This window comes from Haloarcula salina, from assembly GCF_010119195.1.
Classification (GTDB): domain Archaea; phylum Halobacteriota; class Halobacteria; order Halobacteriales; family Haloarculaceae; genus Haloarcula; species Haloarcula salina.
In genome coordinates, this window is the sequence record NZ_WRXL01000001.1 from 571,025 (window position 1) to 593,121 (window position 22,097).

General features: G+C 68.2%; 24 protein-coding genes. 8 read left to right on the forward strand and 16 right to left on the reverse strand.

Annotated elements, in window-relative coordinates:
* Nucleotides 1–11 precede the first annotated feature (11 nt).
* Nucleotides 12–647 carry a helix-turn-helix domain-containing protein gene (locus tag GM656_RS03005; RefSeq protein WP_162412166.1) on the forward strand — a complete coding sequence of 212 codons (636 nt, stop codon included), beginning with the start codon at nt 12–14 and terminating at the stop codon, nt 645–647.
* 47 nt (nt 648–694) lie between these two features.
* Complete coding sequence (locus tag GM656_RS03010; RefSeq protein WP_162412167.1) at nt 695–1,258, forward strand: isopentenyl-diphosphate Delta-isomerase; 564 nt, start codon at nt 695–697, stop codon at nt 1,256–1,258.
* A gap of 5 nt (nt 1,259–1,263) precedes the next feature.
* Here GM656_RS03010 and GM656_RS03015 read toward each other — a convergent pair whose 3' ends face one another.
* The 3 genes from GM656_RS03015 to GM656_RS03025 all read right to left on the reverse strand — a co-directional run bounded on the left by GM656_RS03015 (nt 1,264) and on the right by GM656_RS03025 (nt 3,624).
* Nucleotides 1,264–2,994, reverse strand: a complete 1,731-nt coding sequence (locus tag GM656_RS03015) for a sensor histidine kinase (RefSeq protein WP_162412168.1) — start codon at nt 2,992–2,994, stop codon at nt 1,264–1,266.
* A 42-nt stretch (nt 2,995–3,036) separates the two neighbouring features.
* On the reverse strand, nt 3,037–3,348 hold the full coding sequence (locus tag GM656_RS03020) for a hypothetical protein (RefSeq protein WP_162412169.1): 312 nt from the start codon (nt 3,346–3,348) through the stop codon (nt 3,037–3,039).
* Between the two features lie 105 nt (nt 3,349–3,453).
* The gene (locus GM656_RS03025) at nt 3,454–3,624 is read right to left on the reverse strand and encodes a hypothetical protein (RefSeq protein ID WP_162412170.1); all 171 of its coding nucleotides are present in this window, start codon (nt 3,622–3,624) and stop codon (nt 3,454–3,456) included.
* Nucleotides 3,625–3,736: 112 nt separating this feature from the next.
* On the opposite strand from GM656_RS03025, the gene GM656_RS03030 reads away from it, so the two are divergent.
* Nucleotides 3,737–4,609: a MogA/MoaB family molybdenum cofactor biosynthesis protein gene (locus GM656_RS03030; protein ID WP_162412171.1), complete on the forward strand. Its 873-nt coding sequence runs from the start codon at nt 3,737–3,739 to the stop codon at nt 4,607–4,609.
* Between the two features lie 206 nt (nt 4,610–4,815).
* Nucleotides 4,816–5,781 (forward strand): sialidase family protein, encoded by a 966-nt coding sequence (locus GM656_RS03035; protein WP_162412172.1) that lies wholly within the window; start codon nt 4,816–4,818, stop codon nt 5,779–5,781.
* A 91-nt stretch (nt 5,782–5,872) separates the two neighbouring features.
* Here GM656_RS03035 and GM656_RS03040 read toward each other — a convergent pair whose 3' ends face one another.
* The gene (locus GM656_RS03040; RefSeq protein ID WP_162412173.1) at nt 5,873–6,370 is read right to left on the reverse strand and encodes a hypothetical protein; all 498 of its coding nucleotides are present in this window, start codon (nt 6,368–6,370) and stop codon (nt 5,873–5,875) included.
* 431 nt (nt 6,371–6,801) lie between these two features.
* Here GM656_RS03040 and GM656_RS03045 point away from each other — a divergent pair, with 431 nt between their 5' ends.
* Together GM656_RS03045 and GM656_RS03050 are read left to right on the forward strand one after the other, a co-directional pair.
* A complete protein-coding gene (locus tag GM656_RS03045; protein ID WP_162412174.1) occupies nt 6,802–7,914 on the forward strand; it encodes a glutamate-cysteine ligase family protein in 1,113 nt (370 codons plus the stop codon).
* 57 nt (nt 7,915–7,971) lie between these two features.
* The gene (locus tag GM656_RS03050) at nt 7,972–8,646 is read left to right on the forward strand and encodes an MBL fold metallo-hydrolase (RefSeq protein WP_162412175.1); all 675 of its coding nucleotides are present in this window, start codon (nt 7,972–7,974) and stop codon (nt 8,644–8,646) included.
* On the opposite strand, the gene GM656_RS03055 is transcribed toward GM656_RS03050, so the two are convergent.
* The 7 genes from GM656_RS03055 to GM656_RS03080 form a co-directional block, all read right to left on the reverse strand.
* Nucleotides 8,647–8,961, reverse strand: coding sequence for a DUF7126 family protein (locus GM656_RS03055; RefSeq protein ID WP_162412176.1), 315 nt, complete (start codon nt 8,959–8,961; stop codon nt 8,647–8,649).
* Nucleotides 8,958–9,875: a glutamine-hydrolyzing GMP synthase gene (gene guaA, locus GM656_RS03060; protein ID WP_162412177.1), complete on the reverse strand. Its 918-nt coding sequence runs from the start codon at nt 9,873–9,875 to the stop codon at nt 8,958–8,960. The genes GM656_RS03055 and guaA overlap by 4 nt, the downstream gene beginning before the upstream one ends.
* Entirely contained in the window at nt 9,875–11,536 is a 1,662-nt protein-coding gene (locus GM656_RS03065) for a CTP synthase (RefSeq protein ID WP_162412178.1), read from the reverse strand. Before GM656_RS03065 ends, guaA begins: the two co-directional genes overlap by 1 nt.
* A gap of 68 nt (nt 11,537–11,604) precedes the next feature.
* The gene (locus tag GM656_RS03070; RefSeq protein WP_162412179.1) at nt 11,605–11,805 is read right to left on the reverse strand and encodes a hypothetical protein; all 201 of its coding nucleotides are present in this window, start codon (nt 11,803–11,805) and stop codon (nt 11,605–11,607) included.
* Nucleotides 11,806–11,846: 41 nt separating this feature from the next.
* The gene (locus GM656_RS18995; protein WP_174242923.1) at nt 11,847–12,023 is read right to left on the reverse strand and encodes a hypothetical protein; all 177 of its coding nucleotides are present in this window, start codon (nt 12,021–12,023) and stop codon (nt 11,847–11,849) included.
* Nucleotides 12,024–12,090: 67 nt separating this feature from the next.
* Nucleotides 12,091–12,945 (reverse strand): DUF7847 domain-containing protein, encoded by an 855-nt coding sequence (locus GM656_RS03075; RefSeq protein WP_162412180.1) that lies wholly within the window; start codon nt 12,943–12,945, stop codon nt 12,091–12,093.
* 106 nt (nt 12,946–13,051) lie between these two features.
* A complete protein-coding gene (locus tag GM656_RS03080; protein WP_162412181.1) occupies nt 13,052–13,645 on the reverse strand; it encodes an alpha/beta hydrolase in 594 nt (197 codons plus the stop codon).
* A 140-nt stretch (nt 13,646–13,785) separates the two neighbouring features.
* Here GM656_RS03080 and GM656_RS03085 point away from each other — a divergent pair, with 140 nt between their 5' ends.
* Nucleotides 13,786–14,628 (forward strand): PspA/IM30 family protein, encoded by an 843-nt coding sequence (locus tag GM656_RS03085; RefSeq protein WP_162412182.1) that lies wholly within the window; start codon nt 13,786–13,788, stop codon nt 14,626–14,628.
* A 30-nt stretch (nt 14,629–14,658) separates the two neighbouring features.
* On the opposite strand, the gene GM656_RS03090 is transcribed toward GM656_RS03085, so the two are convergent.
* The 5 genes from GM656_RS03090 to GM656_RS03110 all read right to left on the reverse strand — a co-directional run bounded on the left by GM656_RS03090 (nt 14,659) and on the right by GM656_RS03110 (nt 21,412).
* Nucleotides 14,659–16,587, reverse strand: a complete 1,929-nt coding sequence (locus GM656_RS03090; RefSeq protein WP_162412183.1) for an SLC13 family permease — start codon at nt 16,585–16,587, stop codon at nt 14,659–14,661.
* 106 nt (nt 16,588–16,693) lie between these two features.
* On the reverse strand, nt 16,694–17,596 hold the full coding sequence (locus GM656_RS03095; protein ID WP_162412184.1) for a diacylglycerol/lipid kinase family protein: 903 nt from the start codon (nt 17,594–17,596) through the stop codon (nt 16,694–16,696).
* 53 nt (nt 17,597–17,649) lie between these two features.
* Complete coding sequence (locus GM656_RS03100) at nt 17,650–18,657, reverse strand: hypothetical protein (protein WP_162412541.1); 1,008 nt, start codon at nt 18,655–18,657, stop codon at nt 17,650–17,652.
* Between the two features lie 186 nt (nt 18,658–18,843).
* Nucleotides 18,844–20,772, reverse strand: a complete 1,929-nt coding sequence (gene thrS, locus GM656_RS03105; RefSeq protein ID WP_162412185.1) for a threonine--tRNA ligase — start codon at nt 20,770–20,772, stop codon at nt 18,844–18,846.
* A 49-nt stretch (nt 20,773–20,821) separates the two neighbouring features.
* Entirely contained in the window at nt 20,822–21,412 is a 591-nt protein-coding gene (locus GM656_RS03110) for an HTH domain-containing protein (RefSeq protein WP_162412186.1), read from the reverse strand.
* 186 nt (nt 21,413–21,598) lie between these two features.
* Between GM656_RS03110 and GM656_RS03115 the strand changes: the two genes are divergently transcribed.
* On the forward strand, nt 21,599–22,030 hold the full coding sequence (locus GM656_RS03115; RefSeq protein WP_162412187.1) for a universal stress protein: 432 nt from the start codon (nt 21,599–21,601) through the stop codon (nt 22,028–22,030).
* Nucleotides 22,031–22,097 lie beyond the last annotated feature (67 nt).

Genomic DNA, 22,097 nt, shown 5'->3' on the forward strand with positions numbered 1-22,097 from the left:
CGGATAGACAGATGCCACACGCTGAACTCACCCTCACGATACCCGAGGAGATCTGGATCGGCGACGTGTCGCGGACCTACGACGACGCGGCCTTCCGGATCCTGGCCGCGCTCCCCGGCGAGGACTCCGGGGTCGGGCTCGCCGAGGTGACCTCGGCGGACCTCCCGGCGGTCCTGCGGGACATCGAGAGTCGGGACTCCGTCACGTCGATGGAGATCCTCTCCCACCGCGACGACCGCGCGCTGATACAGTTCGAGACCTCGATGCCGCTGTTGCTGTTCCCGGTGCAGGGGTCTGGCATCCCGCTGGAGATGCCCTTTACCCTCTCGGACGGACAGGCGGTCTGGGAGATCTCCGCGCCCCAGGAACGGCTCTCGGAGCTCGGCGAGCAACTGGAGGAGTTCGGCATCCCCTTCAACGTGGACCGCATCCAGCAGCACCTCGAATCCGAGCAGCTCCTGACCGAGAGCCAGCTCGAACTCGTCGAGGCGGCCATCGACGCCGGATACTACGACACCCCGCGGGACTGCTCGCTGACCGAACTGGCCGACCGCGTCGGCATCGCGAAATCGACCTGCAGCGAAACGCTCCACCGGGCCGAGGAGAAGATCCTGAAGGAGTTCGTCACCGACCGCCTGGCGCGCTGACGGGAAGTCGAAGGGCGTAATACTCACCTCCGTGAGATGGTGGACATATGAGCAACGACGCGGTCGACGAGACGCACAAAAACGCCCGGCAGGAGGTCATCGCCGTCGACGCCGACGACAACGAGGAGGGGCTCGTCAACCGACTGGAGGCCCACACCGGCGACGGCGTCCGCCACCGCGCGTTCACGGCGCTGCTGTTCGACGAGAACGACCGGATTCTGCTGGCCCAGCGCGCCGCGAACAAGCGCCTCTGGGACACACACTGGGACGGCACCGTCGCCTCCCACCCCGTCCAGGGCCAGACGCAGGTCGAGGCCACCGAGGAGCGGCTCGAAGAGGAACTCGGGATCACGCCCGCCCAGTACCGCGATCTCCGCGTGACCGACCGGTTCGAGTACAAGCGCTACTACGAGAACGCCGGCCTGGAGTGGGAGGTGTGTGCGGTCCTGCAGGCGACGCTGACCGACACCGCGCTCGACCCGAACCCCGAGGAGGTCGACGGCCTGCTGTGGGTCCCCTACGACCGGCTCCGCGAACACCCGGAGTACTACCGCCAGCTCCGCCTCTGTCCGTGGTTCGAGATCGCGATGCGACGCGACGAGGAGCGATAGCGGAGTCAGTCGTCGTCCGCCCGGATCGTCCCGTCCTCGGCCGTCTCGGGATCGGCTGCCGGCACCTGCAGTTCGACCGTCGTTCCCGGCTGATCGCCGTCGGTGAAGGCCATCCGACCGCCCAGGTTCCGGACGATCCAGTTGACGAGCCAGAGCCCGACGCCGGAGCCGTGTTTCAGCGGCGTCTCGGTTCCCGAACGGATGACCTCCCGCTCGTGGGCGGCGATCCCGGGACCGTCGTCGCTGACCCGGACGGCGACGCCCGGCGTGTCGGCCCTCCGCTCGACGGTTATCTCGACCGTCACGGTCCCGTCGCCGGCCGCGCCGTGTTCGGCCGCGTTCTCGATCAGTTCCTCGAAGGCGATGATGATCGACGGGCCGCCCTCGATCCAGACGTCGCGGTCACACGAGAGCGAAATCGTCGCATCCGGGTAGCTGTCGCGCGCCTCCTCGACGACCGGCTCCAGCAGCGACCGGAGTCGCATCGGGCGGTGGTGCTCGCTCTCTAAGGCTTCCGTGACGCGACCGATCTTGTTGCTCCGGTCGACGATACCGTCGACGGTGCGGATGATGCGCTGGATCCGCTCGCGCTCCTCGGAGCCGGCGGTGTCCCTGAGCATGTCGGCGTTCCCTTGCACGACGTTCATCTCGTTGCGGATGTCGTGGCGCAGCAATCGGTTCAGCACGTCGAGGCGCTGTTCGCGCTGGCGGCGCTCGGTGATGTCTCGCAGGCTGATGAGATGCCCGGAGACGACCCCGTAGGCCCGGTACAGCGGCGTTACGCGAACGTCGTAGTACCGGAGGGCGCCGTCACGTTCGAGGGCCATCTCTGTCTGCGCGCGCTGACCGGGTTCCGGGACGGTCTCGGCGAGTCGCGGGAGTTCCTCGGACAGCGGTCGTCCCAGCAGCGCGTCCTGATCGCGCTCGAACAGGGCTACTGCGGCCCCGTTTACGTCGACGACGCGGAGTTGTTCGTCGACGATCACCACCTGGTCGTCGAGTTCCGTGAAGATGGCCTCGCGGCCGAGTTCCCGCGTCACCGGCGCGACGTCCAGCAGCTTGGTCCGCAAGATCGCAACCGAGAGGACGACGCCGGAAGCGACGTAACTGAGACTCGTCGGATCGAAGTCGACAGGCAACACGCCGAGGACGAACAGCGACTGGACGACCGTCGGGACGCCGATGGCGACCAGCAGCGCGAGCACCTGTCCGCGAAACAGCTGATTCGACCCCACCATCACGCGCAGGAGCAACAAGCCGCCGGCCAGCACCAGCACCAGCATGTACGACAGGTGTCCCCAGTAGGCGATTCCGTACGCGGGATCGAGCGCCACCGCCGCCGACGAGAGGTACCGCGTCTCGGTCGCTGTCCAGACGAGGTCGTGGGCCTCGTTCGACCAGACGAGCGTCACGAACAGGGCCGGCTCGACGAGCAAGAGGGCCACGCGTCGCCGCGTGAGCCAGTTCGGGTGGCCGGTGTACTCGACGACGGTCGCGAGCCACGCGACCGGGATGACGACCGAGAGCGTCAGTTGCACCTGGAGGAGCCGAATCATGCCCTCCAGGCCCGGCATCGCGAGTTCGATCCCGTACGCCACCGCCCAGAGGCTCGCCGCGACGACGAACGCCGCCAGCGGGCCGGCTCCCGGTCGGTCGCGGTGGAGCCACACGAGAAAGGCGACGGCCATGCCGACGACGCCGGCCAGCAAGACGACTGCGAGCGGCGTCGTGACCATTCGTTTCCGTAGTAATGCAGTCCCAGATATAACTGTTCTCGCTCACTCGGCGTGGGAACGAAGCGCCGACCAGACCGCGAACGCGCCGAGGGCGAACGCGGGAATAAGCGGTAGCGTGAGGTACGCGTCCCGGAGCGTGAGCCCGAGAGCACGGATGATGCCCTGAGCGGCCGGTAGCAGCAAGATCGCGCCCGGAACGATCAGGAATGCGACGACGAGCATCCCGACGAGAGCCCACCCGCTCGTCCCGAACTCCGCGTCGGTCCCGGCGTCGGGCGACGCGTCGGCGTCTCCCTCCGGCCGGTGAACGTAGCCGCCGTCCGCGTCGGCCGGCGCGGACTCGTCTGGCGTCATCGAGCGGCACCTCCGCGCGCCGACGGGGCGGACGGACCGGTGTGCGAGCGAGTCGTCATGGCTCGGCGTGAGGGAAGCACGCGCAAAACGCTGGCGGTCTCGTCGTCAAGAAGGACCCGGCGTACCGGCGGGTTCCGGCTCAGAGATGTCGAGCAGGGTCGTCTGGTGATCGGTCGTCGATTCGTGTGCCGCTCGCTCCCGCTCGGCGGTCGCGCGGTCGTCGAACAGCCCTTCGAACGGACACTCGTGACAAACGAGGTGATAGGCCCCCACCATGATTTTTATTTCCCTAGTTTCTCGGATAAATCTATCGAACTCAGATCCCAGATCTGGCGTCGCAGTTCCAGTGGCTCTAGGCCTATTTACCCGCGGCGACACATCTGTCGGTATGGTCGACTTTCAGTCTCGGGACACGCGCCGGGGCCCGACTGACGACGAGGACGAGAGCGAGGACGATGACGGGGCCTCGGAGACAGACGACGAGACGGCCGAATCCCCCGAACAGACCATCGAGTCGGAGACGTCCACAGACGGTGCGAGCGACGAAAACGCCGCCACGGAAACGGTGGACGATGCCGCCCGTGACGACGAGGCTGGAGCGGACCGGGACCCGCTCGCGGACGACGCCGCCCGTGGGGACGAAGCGGCAGTCGCGCCGGACGCGGAGGACGCCACCGACGCCGACGCGTCGGCCACCGGGGCGGACGCGACAGAGCCGACCGCGACCGGCGGCGGACCCGCGACGAGCAAGGGGGGCACCGGCCCCGCCTCGGCGGTCGGGACCGACCGTAGCCAGTCCGTCGACGTCGCCGTCGTCACGGTCGGGACGGCGACCGAGGAGAGCGGCGACTCGACGTCCGAGCGCCTGGAAACGGCGCTCGAAACCGGCGGGCACGCGGTCACGGCCCGCGAGCGCCTGCGCGGGGACTACGACGGCATCCAGCAGGCCGTCGACACCCTCGTCGGGCGCGCGGACGTGGACGCCGTCGTCACCGCCGGCGGAATCGGGATCGCGCCGTCCGAGGCTACCCTCGAAGCGGTCCACCCGCTGTTCGAGAAGGCGCTGCCCGGCTTCGAGGAGGTGTACCGAAGCCTCCTGTTCGAACAGATGGGGACGAGCGTCATCACCGTCCGGGCGACGGCCGGCATCGCCGACGGCACGCCGGTGTTCTGTCTCCCGGCGGACCCCGACGCGGCCGGCCTTGCCGTCGAGGAGATCATCGCGCCAGAGGCCAGCGACATCGTCGCCGCACTGCAGTGAAACCGCCGGAGAGGGGCGACCGTATCAGTCTTGTGTCGTTTGCCCGGATTTAACACCCGATTTAGCCGCGGAAACGGCCGACCGGGAGTTTCCGGTCCTCAGCCCCGTTGCGTCGGCGAATCGTCGGCGTAAACGAACAAAACGGCGCAAATGCACGTTAACTGCGGCACCCATTGAAGTGCCATCGGTCCCCAGCGCTCGATGCCATGTCCGAACGCGAGGCGACTCGACGCGGCGTGCTCGAAGGCATCGGCGCGACAGTTGCGACGGCGCTCGGCGGCGCGGCGCTCGCCGGGACCGCCACGGCGACCGAGACGTGGACGGCCGTCGAGTCTCCGACCGGCAACACGCTCCACGACGTCGAGGACACGACGGCCGGCGCGTACGCGGTGGCCGGCGGCGGTATCGTCCTCGAGCGGACCGAGACCGGCTGGACGAAGATCCTCGGCGGCGGCCCGACCGGCAACGGCCACAGCCTCTACGGCGCTGACGTGACCGACGACGGGAAGCGGCTCTGGTTCGTCGGCTCGTCCGGGGCCGTCGGCGAGTACGACGTGGAGACGGGCGTGGTGACCGACCACAGCGCCCCGATGGACGCGACGAACAACTTCAACGACGTGGCCGTGACCGGTGCGGCCGGCGAGGCCACCGTCTCCGTCGCCGGCGACTCAGGGAAAGTGTACTCCTCCTTCGAGAACGGCGCGAGCGGCACGTGGGAGTACACCACCCCGGGGTCCGGCTCGGCGATCACCGCCGTCGACTTTCACGGGCGGCGATCGGGTCACATCGTCGACGGCAACAAGTCGGTGTTCGCCACCGACGACGGGGCGACGTGGGAGGAGATCGGACTGGCAGACGCGAACGTCGACTTCTACGGCGTCGATTCCGACGGGCCGGACGACGTGTGGGTGTCGGGCGGTGGCGGCATGGCGTTCCACTGGAACGGGTCGACGTGGACGCCGGCCGACACCGGCGACGCCGGACTGCGTGACGTGGAGGTCTCCGACGGCGACGACAGCGGCTACACGGTCGGTAGCGGCGGCAAGCTGTACGCGCTCGACGGCGGCGACTGGACACAGGCACAGACGCCGACCGGCCAGAACCTGAAAGCGGTGGTCCGGGGGGACCCCGCAATCGCGGTCGGTGCGGGCGGCACGATTCTCGAAGCGTAACGACGGCGCGCTCGTCAGGCCACCGAACCGACCGAGCGCTTCGGCACTCCAGCGACCGCTGTGCCCGCGGTCGTCCGACGGCCGGGAGCCGCTACGCCGGGTCGCAGTCCGTGTCGCCCTCGTCGACCATCCGCATGTCGACGTACTCGTCGCCGCTCTCGGCCAGCCAGACCTTGTGTCCGTACTCGTTGCCGAGGCGGGCCGACCCGGTCGATTCGAATATCCGCGTGCTCGAACGCGTGTGGAGGTGGACCCGACACGACGACAGCTCCCAGAAGTCGTCGCCCCGCGAGGTCCGGTCGCCCTGCTTGCGCAGGTAGACGTGCGTGACGTTCGGCATGCAGACGGTCATGCGATCCAGTTGTTCGGCCGCCGTCGCCGGCTCCTTTCCGCCGTAGAAGTCCGCGTACTGCCCGAAGGAGTAGGTGACGACGCTCCCCTCCTCCCAGTCGTCGAAGTCCGCCACGTCGAGGGCGAACTCCCGCCCGCCGACGGTCCCGCAGACGCCGAGGTACACGTGGTCGTCGGTCCCCTCGTACCGCCCCGAGCCGGTCGTCAGTGAGACGAATACGCCCGAAACGTCGCTCATCCGCCTCGCTCCAGTGGTCCGGGCTGTCGGTCGTCGATCCGTTCCCGCCGCCGAGTGCTGTGTCGCATGCGTTGTGCTCCTGTCTCGCGAGAGACGGTGCGTATGGCTCGCTGGCCGGCTTAATACCGGGAAACCGTTCAGCGGATAGTCACCGGTTACGGACGTGCGTGGCGCGGTTCGGCCCACTGGCGTCGCGAGCGGACGACGGTCGGTAGCCCCGGAATACCCTGATACGGAATGGAGACAGGCGACGGCCGCCGCGCTCCCGAACTACCTTCGCGATGCCATCGCCGAACACGACCGCGGCGGCCCGGAGCAAATTTTGCGACACGCGAAACTATCATGAGTCCGCTCGCCCGACGACGACTGTGGTGTGGTATCAATAGTCTCGGGTGGAAAGCACACACCGACGAAACCGCACCGTGGATACCGTGTCTGTACACGAATCCGAGCCGATACGACAGAGCGTCGAGGTCGAGTACTGGGTGATAGACGAGGACGGTCGGCTGGTACCCCCGGGGCCTCTCGTCCAGGCGACACCGGGAGCCGAGCGGGAGTTCGTCGAGCCGGTGCTGGAGGTCAAGACCACACCGTGCGAGACGACGGCCGACCTCCGCGAGGAACTGTTCGGACGGATCCGAGCCGTCCTGGAACTGGCCGACGACCTGGGGAAGCGACTCGTCCCGCTCGCGACACCGATCCACGCCGACGAGATCCGGGAACTGCCGAGCGACCGGACGCGCGTCCAGAACTGCGTCGTGGGCGAGGACTTCGAGTACGTCCGCCACTGCGCCGGCACGCACATCCACGTCGAGCAACACCCCGGCCGCGCGGTCGACCAGTTGAACGCGCTGGTCGCCATCGACCCCGCGCTCGCGCTGATCTCGTCCTCGCCGTACTTCCGGGGCCAGCGAATCGCCGACGGGGCGCGCTCGAAGCTGTACCGCTGGATGGCGTACAACTCCGTCCCGCACCAGGGGTGGCTGTGGTCCTACGTGGCAGACGAGGCCGAGTGGAACCGGCGGCTCGAACGGCGCTACGAGGACTTCGTGACCGCGGCCGTCGACGCGGGCATCGACCGCCACACCGTCGAAGCGAACTTCGAGCCGGAGAGCGCCGTCTGGACGCCGGTACAGCTCAGAGCGGAGTTCGGCACCGTCGAGTGGCGCTCGCCCGACACCGCGCTCCCGAGCCAGGTCGTCCAGTTGGCCGACGACGTGACCGATTTCGTCGGCGGGCTCCGCGGCACCGACGTCCGCATCGACGGCGACACCGGCCGGGTGAGCGAGCGCGAGGTCGTCCTCCCGGAGTTCGACGCCGTCCTCGGCTACGTCGACGACGCGATTCGGGAGGGAACGGCCGACGCCGAGGTGCGCGCCTACCTCGACCGGATGGGCTTCGACGTGGACGCCTACGACCCCGTCTCGCGCGACATCGACGGCCGAGAGCCGGTCTCGCCCGAGGAAGCCCGCGACCTGCGACTCGACTACGCCGACCGGCTCGAACGGGACGTGCGCCGGACCGGCAGGGCGCGTCTGGACTGAGAGCGGCCGCGGAGCGAGTGACCAACCGTTTTGTCGGCCGCGTCCCTACGCCGTCGCATGGTAACGGCGCTCGCTGACGCCGTCTGGTGGTACGACCTCCGGGGAGTCAACGCGGCCCTCGTCGACGACGGCGGCGACCTGACGCTCGTGGACGCGGGGATGCCCTGGCACGGCAACGCGCTCATCGCCGGCCTCGCCGACGCCGGGTTCGAACTCCGCGACCTCGACAGAATCCTCCTCACGCACTTCGATTTCGACCACGTCGGCGGGCTGCCCGCCTTCGACGGCATCGACGTGACCGTCTACGTCGGCGAGCGGGACGCGCCGCTGGTCACCGGCGAGCGCGACCCGCCGCTTTCGAACCACAAGGGGGCGTTCCAGCGCCTCGCCTCGTCGTTCCTCGACGCGCCGGACAATCCCGTCGTGACGCTTGCCGACGGCGACACCGTCGGGAGCTTCACCGCCTACGAGACGCCCGGTCACACGCCGGGCCACGTCTCCTACGTCAGCGAGCGCCACTCGCTCGCACTGCTCGGCGACATGGTGAGCGAAGACGGCGGGCGCTTCGAGCCCTCGCCGTGGCTGTTGAGCTACGACACCGACGAGGCGGCGCGAAGCGTCGCGGCGTTCAGCGAGCGCGCGCCGGCCGTCGAAATCGCCGTGCCGGGCCACGGCGTCCCCTTCCAGCGCGGTGGGTCCGAGCGACTCGGCCGCTTGGCGGCGACGCTGTGATCAGTCGAGTTCCTCGGCGACGGCCTCGGGGTCCAGCAGGTTCGGGTCGACCACGAGGTCGGCCTGCCGGCTGGCGAAGTCGGGCAGCGAGCCCTCCGCGTAGACGACGACCCGGAGGTCGGGGTTGAGGTCCTTGGCGACGGCGATGGAGGTGGCCTGCTCCATCTCCGTCAGGAGGTACACGTCGGCGTCGTGGACGCCGGCCTCCTCCAGGCCCGGTCGGTTGCCGACGTCGGCCACCGTCACCGCGTGGCCCTCGGCGTCGAGCGCGTCCGTCAGTCCGTTGGGATCCGTCCCGACGAGGACGACCTTCATTCGTACTCGATGGTCGCGGGCGGTTTGTGGGTCACGTCGTAGACGACGCGGGCGACGTTCTCGTGGGCCCCGGTGATGCGCGACTGCATGCGCTGGAGGGTGTCCCAGTCGAGTTCCTGCGCCCGGGCGGTCATGCCGTCCCGGCTCTCGACGGAGCGGACGGCGACGACCCAGCCGTGGACGCGGTTGTCGCCCTTGACCCCCGTGGCCTTGCCGATGACGGCGGCCAGCGCCTGCCACGGCTCGTACTCCTCCAGTTCCTCCTCGACGACGTGGTTGGCCTCGCGAGCGACTTCGAGTTTCTCCTCGGTGACCTCGCCGATGATGCGGACCGCGAGTCCGGGGCCGGGGAACGGCATCCGCTCGGAGATGATCTCCTCTAAGTCGAGGGCGCGGGCCACTTCCCGCACCTCGTCCTTGTAGAGGTCCCGCATCGGTTCGACGATGCCGTCGAAGTCGATGCGCTCGGGCAGGCCGCCGACGTTGTGGTGGGACTTGATCGTCCCCTCGCTCTCGATGCGGTCGGGGTAGATGGTCCCCTGGACGAGGTAGTCGGCGTCGACCTCGCGGGCGACCGTCTCGAACTCCCGGATGAACTGCTCGCCGATGATGTGGCGCTTCTCCTCGGGGTCGGTCTCGCCCTCGAGCTCGTCGAGGAAGCGGTCCTGCGCCTCGACGATGCGCAGCGAGTCCATGTAGTCGAACGTCTCGCGGATCTCGTCGGTCTCGCCCTTGCGCATCAGCCCGGTGTCGACGTAGACGGCGGTGAGCTGGTCGCCGATGGCCTCGTAGGCCAGCGCGGCGGCGGTCGAGGAGTCGACGCCGCCCGACAGCCCGATGACGGCGTGCCTGTCGCCGATCTCCTCGGCGATCTCGGCTTTCGCCTCCTCGATGAACTCGTCGACGTCCACCATCAGTGGCTCACCTCCTCGGTCGTCGCGGCGTGGGCGTCCTCGCCGATGACGGCCTCGAGCAGGCCGACGAACGGCGGGCTGGCGCGGGTCGGGCGCGAGCGGAACTCGGGGTGGAACTGCGTCCCGATGAAGTAGGGGTGGTCGTCGGGCGCGAGTTCGAGGATCTCCATGCGGTTGCCGGCGCGACCGGAGAACACCATGCCGGCGTCCTCCAGGTCGTCGATGTACTCGGGGTTGACCTCGTAGCGGTGGCGGTGGCGCTCGGTGCAGGACTCGCCGCCGTACAGCGCCGCGGCGAGCGTGCCGGCGTCGATGTCGGTCTCGTGAGCACCGAGTCGCATCGTCCCGCCCATGTCCTCGATCTCGTACTGCTCGGGGAGGATGTCGATGACGGGGTGGGGCGTGTCCGCGTCGAGTTCGGCGGAGTGTGCGCCCGCCAGGTCGAGGACGTTCCGGGCGTACTCGACGACGGCCATCTGGAAGCCGAGACAGAGGCCGAGGAACGGCACGTCGTTCTCGCGGGCGTAGCGGATGGCCTCGATCTTGCCCTCGGTCCCGCGCGCGCCGAACCCGCCGGGGACGACGACGGCGTCGGCCTCGCGCATCCGGTCGGCGTGGTGGTCGCTCATCTTCTCGGAGTTGACCCACTGGACGTTCACGTCGACGTTCTTCTCCAGGCCGGCGTGTTTCAGCGCCTCGTGGACGGACATGTAGGCGTCTTCGAGGTCGTACTTGCCCACCAGCGCCACGTCGACCTCGCCCTCGGTCTGCTGGGTGACGAGGTCGCGCCAGCGGTTCTCGCGCTCGGCCTCGGGCAGCGCCTCGTCGGCGATGTCGAGCCGTTCCATCACGTACTCGTCGAGGCCCTCCTCTTCGACCATCAGCGGCACGTGGTAGATGTCATCGACGTCGGGGTTCGAAAAGACCGCCTCCGTCGGAACGTCACAGAACAGCGCGATCTTCTCCTTGGTGTCGATGTCGAGCTTGTCCGAGCAGCGACCCACGAGGATGTCCGGCTGGAGGCCGATGGAGCGCAGTTCCTTCACGGAGTGCTGGGTCGGCTTGGTCTTCTGCTCGCCGTTCTTCGAGTAGGGAACGAGCGTGACGTGAGTAAAGAGAATGTCGTCCTCGTCCTCCTCGTGGGCGAACTGACGCAGGGCCTCGAGATAGGGCATCCCCTCGATGTCGCCGACGGTGCCGCCGACTTCGATGATACAGACGTCGTTGCCCTCGGCGGCCTCGCGGATGCGCCGCTTGATGTCGTCGGTGATGTGCGGGATGATCTGGACCGTGCGACCGAGGTAGTCGCCGGCGCGTTCCTTCTCGATGACGTGCTGGTAGGTCTTGCCCGTCGTGACGTTGTGGTCGAACGTCATGTCGATGTCGAGGAACCGCTCGTAGTTCCCCAGGTCGAGGTCGACCTCCCCGCCGTCTTTCAGCACGTACACCTCGCCGTGCTGAAACGGATTCATCGTACCGGCGTCGACGTTGAGATACGGGTCGATCTTGACCGCTGTCACGTCGAACCCGGCGTTCTTGAGCAAGCGACCTGTGCTGGCGGCGGTGATGCCCTTCCCCAGGCCAGACATCACGCCGCCGGTTACGAAGATGAACTTCCGACCCAGTTCCGGGTCGTAGTCCGTTTCGGGTTCGGTCGGCATACCGACGGTGAACCCCGCGTGGTCTAAACGGTTTCGGAGCGTGCCATCTTCGCCACCCCGTCGCACTGTCAGCGCGGAGACAGCGACGACCGCGTGAGCGTGCGCCAGGCCGTCACGAGCACCGCGAGCGAGAGCGCCGAGAACAGCGCGTCACCGGGCGGGGACCCGACGGCGATGAACAGCAGGTATCCGGCGACGAAGCCTCCGAGGAGGGAGACGACGCCGTGGCGCGTCGACCGTGCGACCGCCGTTCGCGGCTGTGTCGACATACTCTGATATTATTCATTATATAATATAAATTTACCTTCGATCACGGTTCGAGGACGCCAGACCTGACGGCGAGGTACGTGCCGAGGCCGGCCGCTATCGCGAGGACGACCGCTCTGAGCGGCCCGCCGGCGACGAGCGTCGTCGTGGCCATGAGCGCCAGCATGGTCGCGAGACTGGCGGCGAACGCGACTGCCGCGTAGGCGAGTGGGCGTGCCATGCCCGGCGCTACGGGCACGCGCCCCTGTTGGCTTTCGATTCGGGTCCGACGGCCAGGCCGGCGGAACTCACAGGCCGCCGCTGGACCCGCCGCCGAATCCGGCGTTCCCACCGGTCAGTCGGACGTAGAACGCGGTGGAGAACGTCAGTCCGAAGGCCCCGGAGACGGCCGACATGACGACGGTGAGCGCGACGTAGGCGAGTCGGACGGACCAGGACGCGGTCGACAGTCCGGCGAAGCCGTCCGCGATTACGAAGACGAACGCGAACGGGATTGCGACGATGAGTACTCCGAGGACGGTCGCCAGCAGGTCGTATCCCAGCACCGAGACGACGTTCCCGCGGGCGACCGCGTAGCTCCGCTTCAGCGAGCCGACCGCGTCGGCGTCGTCGACCACGATGGCGTGGGCGTAGAACTGCAGCAGGAACAGCACCGCGAGGATGACCAGCGCGAACACCAGGACGAGGACGCCGATGAGCGCGACGGCTGCCATCGACACCCCGCCGAGCCCCGCGCCGTGCCCGGCCAGCACGTTCCCGAGGTTCGCACCCAGCGCGAGCACGAGCGCGATGACCAGCATGAACATCCCGAAGCCGACGACGAAGTACACCACCAGCCCGAGGAGCACGACGACGAGGATTTGCAGGTAGTGCGTCTTTCCGCCGCTCCAGAGCCGGGACAGATCGGTCGGTCCGGAGAGCCCCTCGCGCGCCATCGAGATCATTCCGCCGAGGAAAAAGGGCATGATCAGGTAGAACAGGAAGTTGTACCCCGACGAGGCGATGTTGAGGAGGGGATTTCCGGCGACCTGTAGGAGTAACCCGGGTGCCTGTGCGAGGCCGTAGAGGGCTGCGGCCACGAACAGGACCGGATTTCGCTGGAGCGTTTCGACTGCGTCTCGGAGGGCCTGGAGGACGGCCATACCGGAGAGTCCACCAGATACCCGATAAGTGTTCTGTCCTGACACACGCGGCCCGAAACTGACTGGAAGTGCGCCGTTGCCGGGTGTGGCAGTGACCCCGCCGCGGTCACAGCCGCTGGCGGAGGAACGGCCCGACGACTTCGCCGACGCGGTCCGCCTGCCCGAGGAAGTGATGGTCGGCCGGCAGGCGCTCGACCGGATGGCCCAGCGCGGCGGCGCGCTCTGCGACAGGTCGCCAGTCGACGGTGTCGTCGCGCTCCCCGACGACGACCTGCACCGGGCAGCCGAGTTCGTCGAGCGCGCCCACGGCGTCGAGGGCGTCGGTCTCGCGCGCCGGCGGGGCGAGCACCGAGAGGGCCGCCGGCCGCGCCGCGGGATCGACTTCGGCGGCCGCACAGAGCGCCACCGCCGCGCCGAAACTGTAGCCGAACAGCCCGACGGCGTCGTAGCGCTCGCTCGCCCACCGGAGCGCGTTCTCGGTGTCGACGCGCTCTCCCCGACCCTCGTCCCAGGGACCGTAGTCGAAGCGGAGACAGCCGATGTCGGGGGCGACGGCGTCGCTGACGGCCCGGAGCCGCCGGTCAGAGCGCGAGCCGCCGTACTGGGGGTGGGGCGGGCAGGCGACGACCACGGCGTCCGAGTCGCCCCGGTCGAGCGTTCCCGTGACCGAACGGCCGCCCGGAATCCCGACGGGAGCCATACGGCTGTCTACCACGGCCCATGAAAAAGGTCCGGCGACCGGCAGTCGGCTGGCCAGCGGTGTGGGCCGCCGGGCGCACACCGAAACTATCTGACGCACCGCTGTAAGAAATTTAAGGCAGGCGACCCCTATGCCGTACTATGGGAATCCTCTCGCGCGCGTCGTACGTCATCCGCTCGAAGCTCAACGCCGTCCTGAACAGAGCGGAGGACCCGACAGAGACCCTCGACTACAGTTACGAGCAGTTGCGGAACGAACTCCAGGACGTCAAACAGGGCATCGCGGACCTGACGACCCAGAAGAAGCGACTGGAGATCCAGAAGCGCCGCCTCGAAGAGAACGTCGAGAAGCACAACGAACAGGCCCGGCAGGCGGTCGAGCAGGACCGCGAGGACCTCGCGCGCCAGGCCCTCGAGAAGAAGAAACAGAAGATGACCCAGATCGAGGAACTGGAGAGTCAGATCTCGGACCTCCAGTCCCAGCAGGACACGCTGGTCGAGCAGAAAGACGAGCTCCAGAAGCAGATCGAGCAGTTCCGCACCAAGAAGGAGACGATGAAGGCCCGCCACGAGGCCGCGAAGGCGTCCGCGCGCGTCAACGAGGCGATGACCGGGGCCGGCGACGAGATGGCGGACGTCAATCAGGCCATCGAGCGCGCCGAGGAGCGCACGGAGGACATGGAGGCCCGCGCGCAGGCGATGGACGAACTCCGCGAGGACGGCGTCCTCGAAGACCAGCTCTCCGATAAGAGCTCGCTGGAGCGCGAACTGGAAGACGTCCAGCAGCAGGGGTCGATCGACGCCGAACTCGACACGCTGAAGGCCGAGATGGGGAAAGGCGAGGCCGACGGCGGGTCGACCGACGCCGAGAGCGTCTCGGAGTCCGACCTCGAACAGGAGCTGGCCGACGAGTCCACGCAGGTCGACGTGGACGAGAGCGAGGTCGAGGCCGAACTGGACGAACTGAAAGAAGACGAGAAGTAGCCGGACGACAGCCGGCGTCGATCGGGTTTTTCACAGCGGCCAGACGACCGATACCGAGAGCGTCGTGACGACGCACAGGAGCAACTGGAGCGGCGCGCCGACGCGCGCGAAGTCGGTGAAGCGATAGCCGCCGGGCCCGTACACCATCAGGTTCGTCTGGTAGCCGATTGGCGTCAGGAACGCCGTCGCGACCGCGAACGTCACGACGGCGAGGAACGGGAACCCGGCGACGCCGATCTCGGCGGCGGTGGCGACGGCGATCGGGACCATCAGGACGACGGTCGCCGCCGGGGTGATGACGCTCGCGAGGACGGCCGTCAGCAGGTACACCAGCGCCAGCAGCGCGAGCGGCGGGAGGACGCCGGCGGCGTCGACGAGGAGGCCGCCGACGAACGCCGCCCCGCCGGTGGCCTGCATCGCCTGACCGAGCGGGAGCAGGCCGGCCAGCAGGAACACGACGTTCCAGCTCACCGCGTCGTAGGCCCTCGACGCGCTCAGCGTCCCGGTCGCCACCGTGGCGACGACGCCGCCCAGCGCGGCGATGTAGATGGGGAGCAGGTCCAGCGCCGCGAGTGCGATGACACCGAGCAGGGTCGCGAGCGGGACCGCCGCAGCGGCGTCGAGCGACGGTGGACCGCCGTCGAGCGCCTCGAACAGTTCCGGCGGTCCCTCGGTCAGGGTCAGATAGCCCTCGTCCTGCAGGTGGCCCACCTCGTCGAGGGGCGTCTGGAGCAAGAGCAGGTCGCCGGCGGACAGTTCGACCGCCGCGAGGTCGTCGTGGATGATCTCGTCGCCGCGACGGACGGCGAGGACCGTCACGTCGAACCGGCTTCGCAGTTGCACGTCGGCGAGCGTCCGCCCGCGAAGGCGCGACTCCCTGTCGATGACGGCCTCCGCGAGGACGCCCGGATGGCCGCTCTCCGCCAGGAGATCGGCGGTGACGGACTCGCGGGCGAGGTCTCGCAGGTCGAGCGTCTGGGCGAACCGATTGACGGCCTGGCGGTTGCCCCGGACCGTCAGCACGTCGCCGGCTTCGAGCGGGCGGTCGGTGGCCGTCGCGAAGAACGACTCGCCGTCGCGGTCGATCTGGAGCACGTCGATGTCGAGCGGGTCGCTCGCGGCGATGACCTCTTCGACGGTGGCGTCGGTCGGCAGTGACTCCCCTGCGCCGGCCACCTCCTCGACCGCCTCGACGACCTCGTCGGGGACACCGCCTTCGAGCGCTTCCTGCACCGTCAATCCGACCAGCGGCGACGCCTCGCGCACCCGCAACTGCGCGAGGTGACGGTCCATGTCGAACTCCTCGGTGAAGTCGGCCGCCGGGTGGATCCGCTCGGGGACGAGCGCCCGGCCGACCGTCAGCAGGTAGGCCACGCCGACGGCGAGGACGACGACGCCGACGGGCGTCAGCGTGAACATCGAGAACGGCCGACCGAGCAACTGCGCCGAGAGGTCGCTGGCGAGGAGGTTCGTCGCGGTGCCGACCAGCGTGAGCGTCCCGCCGAGCATCGCGGCGAAGGAGAGCGGCAACAGCAGGTTCGACGGCGAGATGCCGTACCGCTCCGAGAGGCCGGTGACGAGGGGAATGAAGACGGCGACCACCGGCGTGTTGTTGACGAAGCCCGCGCTGACGCCCGTCGTGCCCACGATGGCGGTCAGCAAGCGCCGCTCGTCGCCGCCGGTCAGCGCGGCCAGTCTGGCTGCCAGCCAGTCGACGACGCCGGCCGACTCGACGCCGGCGCTGAGGATGTACATCGCGACGATCGTGACGACCGCCGGGCTGGCGAACCCCTCGATTGCCGACCGCGCCGGGACGCCGGTGTACGGTTCCAGGACGACCAGCGCGACGAGGACGGCGACGGCCGTCATGTCCGGCGGTAGCCACTCGGTGACGAACAGCGTCAGCGCGGCGGCGACGAGCGCGAAGACCACGAGCGCGCCCGTCGAGAGCGGGGCCATACCAGTCTCTCGACGGACGGAGACAAAAACGTCGGGGGGACGGCGTCGGGTGATTTCGCGGGACGACTCGCTCCGACCGCCGTCGCTCGCCGGACGGGCCGACGCGTCACTCCGGATTCGGCTCGTAGCCCGCTCCCACCCGGAGCGTGAGCCCGCGCTCGCGCACCGACAGCGTCAGCGACTCGTGGGTGCTGAGTTCGCCGTCGCGGCTGAACGTCAGTTCGTCGCCGTCGCCGTCGACCGAGATCTCGTTCGCGCGGACGTGGGTCACGCCCTCGGTGTCGAGCGCCAGCAGGCGCTGGCCGATGGCCTCCGCGACGAGGTTCCCGGCGGGCATCTGCTCGACGACCGCCACGTCGAGCAGCCCGTCCTCCATGTCGCCCTGGCCGCCCTCGCCCACGAACTTCCGGGCGTTGCCCACCAGCAGACAGGTCGCCGTCCCCGACCAGGTGAACGGCCCGTCTTCGCCGACGGCCTCGATGTCGATGTCGAGCCCGTCGAAGCGCAGCGTCTCCTGAACGCCGGTGATGAAAAACGCGAGGGTGCCAAAGCGCTCCTTGAGCTCGCCGGAGGTCGAGACGCTGGCGTCGGCCGGCAGGCCCGCGATACAGGAGACGAGAAACGGCTCGTCGCCGGCCATCCCCACGTCCACGGACCGTTTCTCGCCGGTGTCGGCCACCTCGACGCCGTGCTCGGTGTCCGTGATCCCGACGTTCCCGGCGAGGAGGTTCGCGGTCCCGGCGGGCACGACGCTCAGCGTCACGTCCGAGAGGTGGCCGGTGTCGTGCAGGCCGCGGACGACCTCGTTGATGGTCCCGTCGCCGCCACAGACCGCCAGTTCGGACACGCCGTCCCGGCCCGCCTCGCGGCCGAGCGCAAGCGCGTCCCCGGGCCCCGCCGTCTCCCGGACCTCGAAGCCGCGCGCCCGCATGAGCCTGGGGACGTAGTCGGCGTGTTCGCCGTCGCCGCTGACGGGGTTGAGTACGCACCGACGCGAGCCGATCTGCATGTGCCTACCGAGTGGGGAGTCACACTTATACCGTTGGACTCGCCCTGAACGGGCTAGTCCCAGTCCACGTCGACCGATCGGTCCGTCTCGCGGAGGATGAACGGGCCGATCGAGAGCGTCCGCTTGGTGATGGTCACGATCCGGAGGATGTACGACAGCAGGATGGTGAAGGGGAGGATCGAGAGCGTGGTCGTCGCGGCGAGGATGAGCAACGCGTCGGAGATGCCGGCGGTGACGCCGACGAAGTCCCGCGGGTCGAAGAACGTCTGGGAGGTGATCGAAACGAGCAGCGCCGGGACCGCGACGTACAGCAGCGTCCGCGAGAGGTTCGACAGTTCCCACTGGAAGTACAGCGTCTTGAAGTGCTCGCGGGCGGGGCCGAACAGTTCGAGCGTCTCCACGAGGTCGATGAGCGACTCTTCCACGTCGTCAGAGAGGTCGGCGGCGTACGACTCGCGAATGCGCCGTCCGGCGTAGAGCTTCCAGGAGTAATTGTAGTTCAGCGCGGCCTTGATCACGTCGAAGTCGCCGAACGTGCTCCCTTCGAGCTGGTCGGTGACGTGCTCGGCGTTACTGACCACGTCGTCGAGGTACCGCGTGAGCAGGTCCCGGTGCTCCTCGGTGAGGTCGCTCCCGTCGACGGCGTTCTGGACGGTGCGCGCTCGCTCGCCGGTCGCCCGGACCAGCGAGCGCAGGAACGCCGAGGGCTCGGCCGGGCTGACGGCGGTGCCGAGCGCGTCGGCCACGTTGTCCCGGAACTCCATCGCGCCGTCCATCCGGTCGCGCTGGTCGCCGACCGCGCCGAGCTCCTGCGAGAGGACGAGCTGGCTCAGCGTCAACACCAGCGTCACGGCCGTGATCGTGCCCGTGATGAGCGCCTGAAACAGCGTCTCGACCGGGTCGCCACGCGTCAGCAGCGTCAGCGCCGACGACGGGTGGAAGTGACCGACGGCGATGATGCCACAGAACAGCACGGCGGAGAAGAGCCCGGTCACCAGCCAGCGGTCGGCGTCGAGCAGGAGCCAGAGGAGCCGCGTGTCCTCGGACGCGCGCTCACGCATGGTGTCGCTCGAATGACCGTCGGGATCGCTCGAGTCACCGTTCGCGTCGGAGTGGTCGCTGCCGTCGTCAGAGCGACCATCGGAGGAGCCCATACGCCGACGGTCGCCCGCCGGGAATAAAAACGCGGGCCCGGAGTCTGCCGGGTGGCCGGTCGAGTGCCGAAGAGGGAGCGACGACGCGCCGACTTACCGGCCGGCGAGGAAGGTCACGGCGGTCCGCTGTTGCTCGATCTCGGTTTCGAGGTGGTCGCGGAACGCGTCGAGGTCGACGTCCGCCTCCTCGCGTTCCCGCCGGTCGCGGACGGAGATAGTGCCCGACTCCTCCTCGTTGTCCCCGATGACGCACATGTAGGGGACGCGGTCGTCGTGGGCCTGCTGGATCTTCCGGCCGACCGTCCACGAGCGGTCCTCGATGGTGACCCGGAAGTCGTCGAGCGCCGCGGCGATCTCCTCGCAGTACTCGATGTTGTCGTCGCTGACCGGGAGCAGTCGGATCTGCTCGGGCGCGAGCCACGGCGGGAACTTCCCGTTGTAGTGTTCGGTCAGCACCATGAAGAAGCGCTCGTAGGAACCGTACAGCGCGCGGTGGATCATCACCGGGCGGTGGTCCTCGTTGTCCTCGCCCGTGTAGGTCAGGTCGAAGCGCTCGGGCATGTTGAAGTCCAGCTGGACGGTCGGACCGTCCCAGTGGCGGCCGAGCGCGTCCTCGAAGGCGAAGTCGATCTTCGGGCCGTAAAACGCTCCGTCGCCCTCCTCGACGACGTAGTCGATGTCCTGCTCCTCGAGGACGGCCTCCAGTTGGGCCTCGGCCTTCTCCCAGATCTCGTCGCCGCCGACGGACTTCTCGGGCCGCGTGGCGAACTGGACCGTGTAGTCGAGGTTGAAGGTGTCGAGCGTGTCGAGGATTATGTCGACGGTCGCGAGCACCTCCGACTCGATCTGGTCGGGCCGGACGAACAGGTGGCCGTCGTCGATGGTAAAGGCCCACGTCCGGGACAGGCCCGACAGCTCGCCGCGCTGTTCCTTGCGGTAGACCTTCCCGTCCTCGAAGTACCGCACCGGGAGGTCGCGGTAGCTCCAGGAGTTCTGCTCGAAGATGGTCGCGTGGCCCGGGCAGTTCATCGGCTTCAGGCCGTACTCCTCGTCGTTGACGTCGAGCAGGAACATGTCGTCGACGTAGTTCTCGTAGTGGCCCGACTTCTTCCACAGCTCCGTCCGGAAGACGTGGGGCGTCTCGACCTCGTCGTAGCCGGCGTCGCGGTTGAGCCCGGCGACGTAGTCCGACAGCTCGTTGAGGATCTTCTTGCCGTTCGGCTCGTACAGCGGCAGGCCCGGCCCGGTCGTGTCGTCGATGGAGAACAGGTCCATCTCCTGGCCGATCTTGCGGTGGTCGCGCTCCTCGGCCTTGCGCCGGCGTTCGAGGAACTCGTCGAGTTCGTCCTGCGTGGGGAACGCGGTGCCGTAGACGCGGGTCAGCGTCTCGTTGTCCTCCTCGCCGCGCCAGAACGCCGCCGAGATTTCGAGCAGGGCGAATCCGCCGATTTCGCCGGTCGACTCGACGTGGGGACCCTGACAGAGGTCCTCGAACTCGCCCTGCGTGTAGAAGGAGACGGGGTCCTCGTCTGCGGCCTCGGTCTCGAGGATGTCCTGCTTGAAGGGGTTGTCCTCGTAGCGCTCGAAGGCGTCCTCGCGGTCGACGAGTTCGCGCTCGATGTCGTAGTCCTCGTCGATGATCTCCGCGGCCTCGGCCTCGATCGCCTCGAGGTCGTCCTCGTCGATGTCGACGCCGGAGATGTCGTAGTAGAACCCGTCGTCGGTCCACGGCCCGATGGTCAGCTTCGCCTCGGGGTAGCACCGCTGGAGCGCCTGCGCGAAGACGTGGGCCGCCGAGTGGCGGAGCACGTCGAGGTACTCGTCGCTCCCGTCTGTGACGATCTCGAGTTCCACGTCGTCCTCGATGGGGGCGTGCTTGTCGACCAGCTCGCCGTCGACGACGCCGGCGACCGTGTCGTCACCCAGCCCCGGCCCGATTTCGTAGGCGACATCCTCGACCGTGCTGCCACGCTCCACCTCGAGCGGCGTCCCGTCGGGCAGCGTGACCGTGACCGTACTCATACCCGGGAATACGATGGCGGCCGGGGATAAGTGTATTGAGACGCGGGCGTCACTCCGGCAACAGCGGGTCGGAATCCTCGTCGATCGCCTCGTGGCTACGGGCCTCGACCTCGACATCGGTTTCGGCCTCGGAGCCGGTCGCCGGTCTGGGGGCGCTGGCGCGTTCGAGCGGCGAGAACGCGGTCGAGTCTTCCCGTTCGAGCATCTCGACGTGGTCGGTGACCGTCACCGTCTCGCCGTCCGCGGTGTGGGGAGACACGCACGTGAGTTGCGCGCCGCGGTACTCCGCCAGGAGCTGGACGGGAAACACGAGCGCGCGGTACTGTTCGTCGGAAATCTCCGAGTCGACCGTCCGGACCCGGAAGGCGGGTTCGAGCGAGCAGTCGTTTCGCTTGGCCCACTCCTGAAAGACGCTGACGCGGTTCAGCGCGAACAGCCCCATGTCGGTTCGGGCCTCGGCCGGCGTGGACGGGATCTGTCTGCCGACGACGTGAACGGTCACGTCAGTCAGCTCGTCGCCGTCGGTGAGCGCTTCGAGTCGGTCTATCACCCCGGCCTGTTGCCGGGTGTGTCCGTCGGGCAGTAACGAGCGGACATACAGCTCTGCCCGTGTGTCATCCGGCTGCGTGCTCCCCTGCATCGTATGCAAACACTAGACAGGGACGGGGAAAAGTATTCCCGTTGACAAGTAATGGGCGCTCGAACTTTATATTGAACAGTGGTACCCGGAGAAAACAAAATCTGCACCGGAGACGGGGGTCGGAGACACGACGACTCGGTGACAGGGAGTACTATGTGGGCACGGGCCGCATGGCCACGCGTAGCAATGTACGACTCGGTACTCGTCGCCACGGACGGTAGCTCGGGAACGAAGGAGACTCTCGCCCACGCGACCGCTATCGCACGGGACAACGACGCGACGCTCCACGGGCTCTACGTCGTCGACAAGCGACTGTACCTCGCGGCCGACAAGGACGACCAGGACGACGTGCGCCAGTCCCTCGAAGAGGAGGGCGACATCGCGCTGGACGACATCGCCGTCGGCGGCGAGGAGTCGGGTCTCGACGTGGTCACGCGGATGGAGGAGGGGATTCCCCACAAGACGATCATCGACTACGTCGAGGAGGCGGGCGTCGACCTCGTCGTGATGGGGACTCACGGCCGCACCGGTCGCGACCGCGTCGCGAACCTCGGCAGCGTCACCGAGCGCGTCGTCCAGAACGCGCCCGTCCCGGTCCTCGTCGTCCACATCGAGTGAGCCGCGTTCGGCGCTGCGACCGCGTCGACGGAACGTTTTCCGCGATTCCCGACGACGGCCAGCGACG

Excerpts from the sequence above, each read along its gene's own strand:
- GM656_RS03005 (WP_162412166.1), top strand. The coding sequence starts at position 12 with ATGCCACACGCTGAACTCACCCTCACGATACCCGAGGAGATCTGGATC.
- GM656_RS03010 (WP_162412167.1), top strand. The coding sequence starts at position 695 with ATGAGCAACGACGCGGTCGACGAGACGCACAAAAACGCCCGGCAGGAG.
- GM656_RS03015 (WP_162412168.1), bottom strand. The coding sequence starts at position 2,994 with ATGGTCACGACGCCGCTCGCAGTCGTCTTGCTGGCCGGCGTCGTCGGC.
- GM656_RS03020 (WP_162412169.1), bottom strand. The coding sequence starts at position 3,348 with ATGACGCCAGACGAGTCCGCGCCGGCCGACGCGGACGGCGGCTACGTT.
- GM656_RS03025 (WP_162412170.1), bottom strand. The coding sequence starts at position 3,624 with ATGGTGGGGGCCTATCACCTCGTTTGTCACGAGTGTCCGTTCGAAGGG.
- GM656_RS03030 (WP_162412171.1), top strand. The coding sequence starts at position 3,737 with ATGGTCGACTTTCAGTCTCGGGACACGCGCCGGGGCCCGACTGACGAC.
- GM656_RS03035 (WP_162412172.1), top strand. The coding sequence starts at position 4,816 with ATGTCCGAACGCGAGGCGACTCGACGCGGCGTGCTCGAAGGCATCGGC.
- GM656_RS03040 (WP_162412173.1), bottom strand. The coding sequence starts at position 6,370 with ATGAGCGACGTTTCGGGCGTATTCGTCTCACTGACGACCGGCTCGGGG.
- GM656_RS03050 (WP_162412175.1), top strand. The coding sequence starts at position 7,972 with ATGGTAACGGCGCTCGCTGACGCCGTCTGGTGGTACGACCTCCGGGGA.
- GM656_RS03055 (WP_162412176.1), bottom strand. The coding sequence starts at position 8,961 with ATGAAGGTCGTCCTCGTCGGGACGGATCCCAACGGACTGACGGACGCG.
- guaA (WP_162412177.1), bottom strand. The coding sequence starts at position 9,875 with ATGGTGGACGTCGACGAGTTCATCGAGGAGGCGAAAGCCGAGATCGCC.
- GM656_RS03065 (WP_162412178.1), bottom strand. The coding sequence starts at position 11,536 with ATGCCGACCGAACCCGAAACGGACTACGACCCGGAACTGGGTCGGAAG.
- GM656_RS03070 (WP_162412179.1), bottom strand. The coding sequence starts at position 11,805 with ATGTCGACACAGCCGCGAACGGCGGTCGCACGGTCGACGCGCCACGGC.
- GM656_RS18995 (WP_174242923.1), bottom strand. The coding sequence starts at position 12,023 with ATGGCACGCCCACTCGCCTACGCGGCAGTCGCGTTCGCCGCCAGTCTC.
- GM656_RS03075 (WP_162412180.1), bottom strand. The coding sequence starts at position 12,945 with ATGGCCGTCCTCCAGGCCCTCCGAGACGCAGTCGAAACGCTCCAGCGA.
- GM656_RS03080 (WP_162412181.1), bottom strand. The coding sequence starts at position 13,645 with ATGGCTCCCGTCGGGATTCCGGGCGGCCGTTCGGTCACGGGAACGCTC.
- GM656_RS03085 (WP_162412182.1), top strand. The coding sequence starts at position 13,786 with ATGGGAATCCTCTCGCGCGCGTCGTACGTCATCCGCTCGAAGCTCAAC.
- GM656_RS03090 (WP_162412183.1), bottom strand. The coding sequence starts at position 16,587 with ATGGCCCCGCTCTCGACGGGCGCGCTCGTGGTCTTCGCGCTCGTCGCC.
- GM656_RS03095 (WP_162412184.1), bottom strand. The coding sequence starts at position 17,596 with ATGCAGATCGGCTCGCGTCGGTGCGTACTCAACCCCGTCAGCGGCGAC.
- GM656_RS03100 (WP_162412541.1), bottom strand. The coding sequence starts at position 18,657 with ATGCGTGAGCGCGCGTCCGAGGACACGCGGCTCCTCTGGCTCCTGCTC.
- thrS (WP_162412185.1), bottom strand. The coding sequence starts at position 20,772 with ATGAGTACGGTCACGGTCACGCTGCCCGACGGGACGCCGCTCGAGGTG.
- GM656_RS03110 (WP_162412186.1), bottom strand. The coding sequence starts at position 21,412 with ATGCAGGGGAGCACGCAGCCGGATGACACACGGGCAGAGCTGTATGTC.
- GM656_RS03115 (WP_162412187.1), top strand. The coding sequence starts at position 21,599 with ATGTACGACTCGGTACTCGTCGCCACGGACGGTAGCTCGGGAACGAAG.